At 75.6% G+C, this 9240-nt stretch carries 9 protein-coding genes; 2 read left to right on the top strand and 7 right to left on the bottom strand.

The features are described 5' to 3' along the window. Positions 1 to 1329, top strand: a 1329-nt coding sequence (groL, locus tag VER05_RS08605; RefSeq protein WP_324844956.1) for a chaperonin GroEL, incomplete at its 5' end; no start/stop codon positions are given. A 272-nt stretch (positions 1330 to 1601) separates the two neighbouring features. On the opposite strand, the gene VER05_RS08610 is transcribed toward groL, so the two are convergent. From VER05_RS08610 to VER05_RS08625, 4 genes are all read right to left on the bottom strand, one after another. Beyond that, a complete protein-coding gene (locus VER05_RS08610; RefSeq protein WP_324844957.1) occupies positions 1602 to 1883 on the bottom strand; it encodes a DUF4031 domain-containing protein in 282 nt (93 codons plus the stop codon). Continuing rightward, positions 1880 to 2689 (bottom strand): hypothetical protein, encoded by an 810-nt coding sequence (locus VER05_RS08615; protein WP_324844958.1) that lies wholly within the window; start codon positions 2687 to 2689, stop codon positions 1880 to 1882. The genes VER05_RS08610 and VER05_RS08615 overlap by 4 nt, the downstream gene beginning before the upstream one ends. 85 nt (positions 2690 to 2774) lie before the next feature. Beyond that, positions 2775 to 4421 carry a HAMP domain-containing sensor histidine kinase gene (locus VER05_RS08620; protein ID WP_324844959.1) on the bottom strand — a complete coding sequence of 549 codons (1647 nt, stop codon included), beginning with the start codon at positions 4419 to 4421 and terminating at the stop codon, positions 2775 to 2777. Then, a complete protein-coding gene (locus VER05_RS08625; protein ID WP_324844960.1) occupies positions 4418 to 5149 on the bottom strand; it encodes a response regulator transcription factor in 732 nt (243 codons plus the stop codon). The genes VER05_RS08620 and VER05_RS08625 overlap by 4 nt, the downstream gene beginning before the upstream one ends. A gap of 121 nt (positions 5150 to 5270) precedes the next feature. Here VER05_RS08625 and VER05_RS08630 point away from each other — a divergent pair, with 121 nt between their 5' ends. Beyond that, complete coding sequence (locus VER05_RS08630) at positions 5271 to 5999, top strand: type 1 glutamine amidotransferase (RefSeq protein WP_324844961.1); 729 nt, start codon at positions 5271 to 5273, stop codon at positions 5997 to 5999. 80 nt (positions 6000 to 6079) lie between these two features. Here the strand turns inward: VER05_RS08630 and VER05_RS08635 are convergent, their stop codons facing one another. From VER05_RS08635 to VER05_RS08645, 3 genes are all read right to left on the bottom strand, one after another. Next, positions 6080 to 6844 carry a PspA/IM30 family protein gene (locus VER05_RS08635; RefSeq protein ID WP_324844962.1) on the bottom strand — a complete coding sequence of 255 codons (765 nt, stop codon included), beginning with the start codon at positions 6842 to 6844 and terminating at the stop codon, positions 6080 to 6082. A 42-nt stretch (positions 6845 to 6886) separates the two neighbouring features. Next, a complete protein-coding gene (locus VER05_RS08640) occupies positions 6887 to 8974 on the bottom strand; it encodes a TPM domain-containing protein (RefSeq protein WP_324844963.1) in 2088 nt (695 codons plus the stop codon). A 137-nt stretch (positions 8975 to 9111) separates the two neighbouring features. After that, the coding region (locus VER05_RS08645; RefSeq protein WP_324844964.1) for a hypothetical protein at positions 9112 to 9240 on the bottom strand (129 nt) is incomplete at its 5' end.

The following is a 9240-nucleotide window of genomic DNA, read 5'->3' on the forward strand; positions in this document are numbered from 1 at the left end:
CGCGAGGGCCTGCGCAACGTCGCGGCCGGCGCCAACCCGATCGCCCTCAAGCGCGGCATCGAGCAGGCCGTCGAGGCCGTGACCTCCGCCCTGCTGGAGCAGGCGAAGGAGATCGAGACCAAGGAGGAGATCGCCGCCACCGCGTCCATCTCCGCCGGCGACACCGCCATCGGCGAGCTCATCGCCGAGGCCCTCGACAAGGTGGGCAAGGAGGGCGTCATCACGGTCGAGGAGTCCAACGCCCTCGGCCTGGAGCTCGAGCTCACGGAGGGCATGCGCTTCGACAAGGGCTTCCTGTCGGCGTACTTCGTGACCGACCCGGAGCGCCAGGAGGCCGTCCTCGAGGACGCCTACGTGCTGCTCGTCGAGTCGAAGATCTCGAACGTCAAGGACCTGCTGCCGCTGCTGGAGAAGGTCATCCAGTCCGGCAAGCCGCTGTTCATCGTCGCCGAGGACGTCGAGGGCGAGGCCCTGGCCACGCTCGTCGTCAACAAGATCCGCGGCACCTTCAAGTCCGTCGCCGTCAAGGCCCCGGGCTTCGGCGACCGCCGCAAGGCGATGCTGCAGGACATGGCGATCCTCACGGGTGGCCAGGTCGTGTCCGAGACCGTCGGCCTCAAGCTCGACACCGTGGGCCTCGAGGTCCTCGGCCAGGCGCGCAAGGTCGTCATCACCAAGGACGAGACCACGATCGTCGAGGGTGCGGGCGACGCGGCGCAGATCCAGGGCCGCGTGAACCAGATCCGTGCCGAGATCGAGAACTCGGACTCGGACTACGACCGCGAGAAGCTCCAGGAGCGCCTCGCCAAGCTGGCCGGCGGCGTGGCCGTCATCAAGGCCGGCGCGGCGACCGAGGTCGAGCTCAAGGAGCGCAAGCACCGCATCGAGGACGCCGTGCGCAACGCGAAGGCGGCCGTCGAGGAGGGCATCGTCGCCGGTGGTGGCGTGGCGCTCATCCAGGCCGGTGCCGTGGCGTTCGAGAAGCTCGAGCTCGTCGGCGACGAGGCGACCGGCGCGAACATCGTGAAGGTCGCGATCGACGCCCCGCTCAAGCAGATCGCCGTGAACGCGGGCCTCGAGGGCGGCGTCGTGGCGGAGAAGGTGCGCAACCTCCCCGCCGGCCAGGGCCTCAACGCCGCGACCGGCGTGTACGAGGACCTGCTGGCCGCGGGCGTCAACGACCCGGTCAAGGTCACGCGCTCCGCGCTGCAGAACGCGTCGTCCATCGCGGCGCTGTTCCTCACCACCGAGGCGGTCGTCGCCGACAAGCCGGAGAAGGTCGCCCCGGCCGCCCCGGACGCCGGCGGCATGGGCGGCATGGACTTCTGAGTCCCGCCGCACGCGGGCGCTGAGCGCCCGCACCGCGCCTGAACGGGCCGGTCACCCTCGGGTGGCCGGCCCGTTCCGCGTCCCCGGCGCATCCCGCCCCGCCCGCGCCGAGATGGCAACTCTCGGCTGCAGGGGCGCGCCCTCGCGCAGCCGAGAGTTGCCATCTCGGCGAGTCTTCACTTCGTGCCTGTGCGCGCGGGGTCGCCCGGAGGTGAGAAAGGGAGACTCGGCGACGCGGCGACCCGCGCAGGGCGTGCTCGGCGAACCCGGGGTCAGTGCGGGTGGCGGGCCGGGCGGGCGTGGGCCGGGACGCGGAGGCCGCTCGCGCGGAGGCGGCGGATCAGGTCGCCCGCCGACACGGGCTCGGCGCCCAGCGCGACGAGCCGCGCGTGCATCTCGTCCGGCACGTCGTAGTGGTCCAGGTCGAAGGCGCGCCCCGGGAGGCCGGCGCGCTCGGCGAACGCGTGCAGCTCCTCCAGCGACGTGTCGCTCACCAGGTGCGACCAGTGCCGGCCGTGCCGGGGCCAGAGCGGCGGGTCGACGAGGACCGTCACGCCCCGGGCCGGACCGGGTGCCGCTCGGCGGGGCGCAGGGTGCCGGGCGCGTCGGCAGCGGCGCCCGGCCCGGCCGCCGGGGCGTCGCCGGCGGCGTCCGCGGGGCCGTCCGCCGCGTCCAGCTCCGCGAGCACCTTCTCCAGCTTGTGCAGCTCGGCGCCGAGGTTCTGCCGCGCGGGCTCCTCCCACGCCGCGCCGAGCGGGCTGACGAACAGGCTCGGCCGCTTGAGCAGCTTGCGCACGATCCGCTCCCGGGCGCGCAGGTAGTCCTGCACCGGGATGTCGGCGTACTCCTCGCGCACGTCGTGCAGGTACGCCTTGTAGCGCTGCGGCTCGGCGGCCAGCATCGCCAGGTCGGCGTCGCACAGCACGGCGCAGTCGAAGTCGGAGGGGTCGGCGGCGTGCCGCACCAGGGCGATCACCATCTGGTGCACGCGCTCGACCCGCTCGGCGGGCACGCCGAGGTCGGTGAGCTGCTCGCGCGCGAGCCGGGCCGAGGCGACCTCGTCCTCGCCGCCGCGGTTCGCGTACGCCGCGACCTGGCGGCCGTCGAACACGGCGCCGTGGTACCAGGCGGCCAGCCGGACCAGGTCCGGCTCGTGGGTCTCCTCGGCGAGCTCGTCCACCCGGGCCAGCACGTCGGTCAGGTGCCGGAGGTTGTGGTACGTCCGGCCGGGGCCGGTCCACCGCTCCACGAGGTCGGAGCCGACCCCCCGGATCGCGTCCTCGGGGGCGGTCGCCCCCGCCCCCTTCGCGCTGCGGACGAACGCGGACAACAGCCACTGTGGCGCGTCGTAGACGCCCATGGGAACAGCCTCACTGCGACAGACGACCCTGCTCGGACGCGCCATCGTAGACCCATCCGGACGGGGTTCCGCCACGCAGGCGGCGTCAGCCGACCGGGTGGCCCTCGGCGTCGTCGGCGGGCGTCCCGTCGCCCGGTGCCGCGGGCGCCGCGGGCAGCGCGACGCGGATCGTCGCCCCGCCGCCGGGGGTCTGGGTGATCGTGACGTCGCCGTCGTGCGCCTCGACGATCGCCGCGACGATCGCCATGCCGAGGCCCGCCCCGCCGCCGGTGCCGTCCCGGGTGCGGCTGGCGTCGACCCGGTAGAACCGCTCGAACACCCGCGCGGCGTGCTCCGGGGCGATGCCGGGGCCGTGGTCCCGCACCTCGAGGACGACCCGGTCGCCGACCCGGCCCACGCCGAGCTCGGCGGGGGTGCCCGCGGGCGTGTGCCGGGCGACGTTGCCGACCAGGTTCGCGACCACCTGGCGCAGCCGCGCCTCGTCACCGGGGACGACGGTGGCCGGCGGGGCGTCGCCGGGGCCGGCCGCGCCGCGCGCGTCGGGCAGCGGGCCCACCCGCACCTCGCGGGTCGGGTCGATCGCGCGCAGGTCGTGCGCCGCGTCGGTCGCCAGGACGGCGAGGTCGACAGGCTCGGTCCGGCCCGGCCGGTCGGCGTCCAGCCGGGCGAGCGCCAGCAGGTCCTCGACCAGCCCGCCCATCCGGGTCGCGGACTGCTCGATGCGCCGCATGGTGTCGTCGACCTGGTCCTTCTCGGTCAGCGCGCCCATCCGGTACAGCTCGCCGTAGCCGCGGATCGCGGCCAGCGGGGTGCGCAGCTCGTGCGAGGCGTCGGCGACGAACCGGCGCATCCGCTCCTCGGACCGGGTGCGCGCGTCGAAGGCCGTCTCGATCTGGGCGAGCATCGAGTTCAGCGCGGCGCCGAGCCGGCCGACCTCGGTGGTCTCCGGCGCGGGCGGGACGCGCTGGGACAGGTCGCCGGCGGCGATCTGCGCGGCGGTGCCCTCGATCTCGCGCAGGCCGCGCAGCGAGCGGCGGACCGCCCAGGTGCCGACGACGGCGCCGATGACGAGGATCGACAGGGCGCTGGTCCACAGCAGGAACGCGGCCTGGCGGACGGTCGCCTGCACCTCGGCCAGCGGCTCCGCGTACATGACGTAGCCGACCGTCGTGCGGCCCGAGGTCACGGGCTTCACGATCACCCGCCAGGCGGAGCCGCGCTCGGTGCTGCTGACGGAGAACGCGTGCTGGGTGAGCGCCGGGAGGTCCGCGAGCGTGACGTCCGCCGGGAGGTGCGGCGTCCCGTACTTCTCGAGGACCTCCTCGGAGGGGTCGACCGTGCCCTCGGAGTCGAACACCTGCGCGGCGAGCGCGAAGTCGGGCGCCCCGAGGAAGTACCCGGACAGGTTGCTGATGTCCCCGGTCTGCACGTACTTCTCGCTCACCCACGTGCGCACGGTCGCCGCGGAGCTGTTCAGGCGCTCGTCGACCTGCTGGAACAGGTAGCGCGAGAGCAGCGTCGTCGTGGCCGTCCCCGCGATGGCGAGGCCCATGCCGAGCAGCACCGTCGTGATGCCCACGAGCCGCGCGAGCAGCGGCGTGCGCGCCCAGAGGTCCCGGGCGGGCCGCAGCACGCCGTCGAGCGGCCGCGGCGCGCGATCCGGGCCGGGCCCGGGCCCGTCCTCCGTCGCCGGGCCCCCCGGCGCCGCGAACGCCTCCGACGTCGTGGTCACGACCCGCTCGGCCGGCGCAGCATGTACCCGACGCCGCGCTTCGTCTGGATGAGGGGGTCGACCCGGGTGCCGTCGGGGCGCTCGACCTGGTCGACCTTGCGCCGCAGGTACGAGATGTACGACTCGACGATGTTCGCGTCGCCGCCCCAGTCGTACTGCCACACGTGGTCGAGGATCTGCGCCTTCGACAGCACGCGGCCGGGGTTGAGCAGCAGGTAGCGCAGCAGCTTGAACTCGGTGGGGGACAGGTCGACGACCTGCCCGGCCCGGCGCACCTCGTGGCTGTCCTCGTCGAGCTCGAGGTCCTCGTAGGACAGCACGCTGGCGGACGCCACCTCGGCCTGGGTGCGGCGCAGGATGGCCCGGATCCGCGCGACGACCTCCTCCAGGCTGAACGGCTTGGTAACGTAGTCGTCGCCGCCGACGGTCAGGCCGGTGATCTTGTCCGCGGTGTCGTCGCGCGCGGTGAGGAACAGCACCGGCACGTGCTGGCCCTTGTCGCGCAGCCGCCGGGTGACGGTGAACCCGTCCATGTCCGGGAGCATGACGTCGAGCACCAGGAGGTCGGGCTGCACCTGCTTGGCGAGGCGGAGCGCGGCGCCGCCGTCGGCGGCCGCGTGCACCTCGAAGCCGGCGAAGCGCAGCGAGGTGGCGAGGAGCTCGCGGATGTTCGGCTCGTCGTCCACGACGAGGAGCGTCGCCTCGGGGGTGCGGTCTGCTGCGGTCACCGTCCCAGTGTGCGCCCGGACCCTGGAGGATTCCTGGGAGCGAACTGGTCGTGCCGAGATCGCGGTACGGTACCGCCCCGTGAGTGCAGCCGATTCTCCCACCGGTTCCCTGACGCCCGTCGTGACCGTCGTCCAGCTCGACGCCGCGGTGCCGCTCGACCGGTTCGCCGACCACCTCGACGGGGTGGACGTCCGCCTGGTCCGCGCGTACGCGGGCGAGCAGCCGGGCGAGGCCGACCGCCTCGACGGCCTGATCGTCCTGGGCGGGAACATGTCCGCGCACGACGAGCACGAGCCCGGCATCCCCGCCACGCGCGCCCTGCTCGCCGACGCCGCGCGCGCCGGCGTGCCGACGCTCGGCATCTGCCTCGGCGCCCAGCTGCTCGCGGTCGCCACCGGCGGCCGGGTCGACGTCGCCGCCCCTCCCGGGCGCGAGGCCGGCGTCGTGGACGTGCGCTGGCGCCCCGAGGCGGCGGCCGACCCGCTGCTCGGCGCGCTGGCCGCGGACGCCGAGCGCGCCGGGACCCGCAGCACCCCGATGCCGACGATGCACGCGGACGCGGTCGTCGACCTGCCGCGCGACGCGACCTGGCTGGCGGCCTCGCGGACCTACCCGTACCAGGCGTTCCGGGTCGGCGACTCCGCGTGGGGCGTGCAGTTCCACCCCGAGGCCTCGCCGGAGCTGATGGACGCCTGGTCGGCCGACGCGGGCGACGCCCCGGAGGAGCGGGCCGCGATCGCGGAGGCCGTCGCGGCGGCCGACGACGTGGTGCGCGCCGAGGGCGCCCGGATCGCGCGGGCGTTCGCCGGCCTGGTGGCCGTGCGCGCCGTGGAGCGCACCGCGGCCTGACCGGCCGCGACCCCGACGACGGACGGCCCGGCACCCCTCGCGCGGGGTGCCGGGCCGTCGTGCGTGCGGGCCGAGGCGGCTCAGGCCTCGATCTGCGGCGTCACCGGGGTGCTGCCGAGCTGCTGCGGCTGGCCGCCGCCCTTGAGCGCGGCGAGCCGGGCCTCGATCTCGATCTGGGCGCCGTCGGCCTCGAGCTCGGCGAACTGCGAGTCGAGCGACGACGCGGCGATCTCCGCCTGGCCCATCGCGAGGGCCTCCTCGCGGCGGACCTTCTCCTCGAACCGGGCGAGCTCGCTGGTCGGGTCGAGCACGTTGATCGACGAGATCGCGGTCTGCACGGTCTGCTGCGCCTGGGCCGACTTCTGCCGGGCGACCAGGGTGTCGCGGCGCTGCTTGAGCTGGCCGAGCTTGTCCTTCATCTGCGCCAGGCCGGCCTTGAGCTTGTCGACCGTCTCGCGCTGCGAGGCGATCAGCGGCTCCGCGTCGCGGACCTCGCCCTCGGAGGCGATCTGCTTGCCGAGCGCGACCTTCGCGAGGTTGTCGAACTTGTCGGCGTTGGCGGTGTCGCCGGCCTGGCGGTACTGGTCCGCGCGCGCGGACGCGGCCAGCGCCTTGCTGCCCCACTCGCGGGCCGCGGCGACGTCCTCGTTGTAGTCCTGCTCGGCGAGGCGGAGGTTGCCGATCGTCTGCGCGATGGCCTTCTCGGCCTCCGCGATCGAGTTGGTGTAGTCGCGCACCAGCTGGTCCAGCATCTTCTGCGGGTCCTCGGCCTGGTCGATCAGCGCGTTGATGTTCGCCCGCGCGAGCTGGGTGATCCGCCCGAAGATGCTCTGCTTCTCGGTCATCGCCTCGTGCCTCTCTCGTGTCTTGCGTCTGCCGAACATGTCCTAGAACCCGCCCCCGCGGCCGCCGCCGCCGAAGCCGCCGCCCCCGCCGAAGCCGCCGCCGCGCCCGCCGCCGCCGAAGCCGCCGCCACCGCCGCCCCAGCCGCCGCCGTGCGCGCCGCCGCCGCCCCAGCCGCCGCCACCGCCGCGGAGGATCGAGTCGATGAGGATGCCGCCGAGCACCATGCCGCCGATGTCGCCCAGCCCGCCACCGCTGCGGCCGCCGGGGCCGCCGCGCCGCTGCTGGTCGTACCAGTCGACGTCGCGCTGGGCGAGCTGCTGGGCCTCGCGCACCAGGCGGTCGGCCTGCTGCGCCTGGCCCAGCGCGGCCTCGGGGTCGGTGTCCCGCTGGTCGACGGCCGCGCGGAACATCCGGCCGGCCTCCGCGAGCCGGGTGCGCGCCTCGGGTCCGACGGCGCCGCGCCGGGTCTCGATGTAGTCGGTGGTGCCGCGCAGCGCGGAGTCCACCCGGCCGAGGGTCTGGTCGAGCAGCTGCCGGGCGCGGCCGGCGCGGTCCTGCGCCTCGCGCATCGGGGCCAGCGCCCGGTCGATGGCCGCCTCGGCGTCGGTGAGGGTGCGCAGCGCGGCGAGCGGGTCGCCGTCACCCGCCCGCGCGGCCTTCCCGGTGGCGATCGCGGCGCGGGCGTCCTCGGCCCGGGCGGACACCTCGGGGTGCCGCGGGGCGAGCCGCTGGGCGTCCTCGACGTCGGAGGAGATGGAGGCGACGGCCGCGTCCAGGCGCGAGCCGATGGTGGCGAGCTCGGTCCCCGCGCGGTCCACCGCGTCCAGCAGCTGGCCGACCTGGCCGAGGGCCTCCTCGGCGGCGCGGGCGTACCGGACGGCGACCCCGCGGTCCCCGCCGGCGACCGCCGCGCGGCCCTGCTCGATCGCGGTGCCGACCTCGGTCAGCAGCGCGAGCGCCTGGTCCGGGTTGCCCTGCACCGAGGCGAGCGCGTCCGCGGGGTACCGCGCGGCGAGCGTGCCGAGGGTGGTGCGGGCCGCCTCGACCCGGGCGCGCAGCTCCGTCGCGGTGCGCTCGTGCGCGTCCAGGGCCTCGTCGGCGCGGGACTCGACGTCGCGCAGCCGGTCGAAGGACTCCTTCTGGTCGTCCAGCGCCGCCGACGCGGCACCGACCATGTGCAGGATGCGGGTCGCGGTCTCGCGGACCTGCGGCTCGGTGTCCGGCACGTCGTCGTCGAGGGTCTGCCGCAGCCGGAACGCCTCGGTCACGTCGGCCTTGGCGCGGGCGAGCACCTGCTCGAACTCGCGGGTGGCGTCCGGGCCGAACTGCGCCTGGGCGAAGCCGAGCTCCTGCTCCGAGGCACGCAGCGCGTCGTCGATGCCGACCAGCGCGGACGCCGAGCGGCGGTCGAGCTCGGCCGTGGGCAGCGCGGCGAGCTCGCCGGCCGGCCCGCCGGGGACCTGCGGGCCGCCGGGGAACCGCCCCGGGGCGCCGGCCGCGACCTTCTGCCGGGACGCGCGCCGGCGGGACGACGCCCACGCCGCCGCGGTGATCGCGGCGATCACGACCAGGCCGCCGACGAACAGCCAGCCGAGCGCGGAGCCGCCCCCGCCCCCGCCGGTCGCGGCCTCGCGGACCCCGTCGGCCGCCGCGACGGCGGCGCCCGACCAGTCGTCGGCGCGCAGCTGGTCCTCGACGGCGGCGTCCACCCGGTCCAGGTCGCCCGACGACAGGCCGGGCACCTCCAGCGGCGCGAGCACGTACGAGCGCTGGTCGGTGGCGACGGCGAGCACGAGGTCGTTCGCGCCGAGCCCGGTCAGGCTCGCGGTCTCGTCCACCCAGTCGATCCGGTCGGTGCCGCCGAAGTCGCTCACGTACACGACGTAGAGCTGGTACTGCGTCTCCTCGGCCAGCTGGTCGAGCGCCGCCTGCACGGTCGCCTCGTCGCCGGACAGCGCCCCGACCTGGTCGGTGATCTCGCCGGTCAGCGCGAGCGGGTCGGCGGCGGGCAGCGGCGGGGCGGCCGGCGCGGCGGCGACCGCCGGGGCGGCCCCGACCAGCAGCGGGGCGGCGACCAGCGCGGACAGGAGCGGGACGGCGGCTGACCAGCCACGGGACGACGACGGCACCCGACGATCCTTTCTCAGGGCGTGCACCCCTCGCAACGAGACGGCCCGCCCGGGGGTTCCCGGGCGGGCCGTGTCGTCGCGCGGATCACCCGCGCGGGCCGTGTCGTCGCGCGGATCACCCGCGCGGGGTCACCGGATCAGGCCGGCTCCTCCGTCGCCTGCTCCAGGTCCTCGGCGTCGACGATGCGGTACGCGTAGCCCTGCTCCGCGAGGAACCGCTGCCGGTGCGCCGCGAAGTCCTGGTCCACCGTGTCCCGCGCGACGAC

The sequence above is a fragment of the Cellulomonas sp. genome, from assembly GCF_035634735.1.
In the GTDB taxonomy this organism is placed as follows: Bacteria; Actinomycetota; Actinomycetes; order Actinomycetales; family Cellulomonadaceae; genus Cellulomonas.

Bases quoted from the DNA above. Each gene is read 5' to 3' on its own strand.
- VER05_RS08615 (WP_324844958.1), bottom strand. From the start codon at position 2,689: ATGGGCGTCTACGACGCGCCACAGTGGCTGTTGTCCGCGTTCGTCCGC.
- VER05_RS08635 (WP_324844962.1), bottom strand. From the start codon at position 6,844: ATGACCGAGAAGCAGAGCATCTTCGGGCGGATCACCCAGCTCGCGCGG.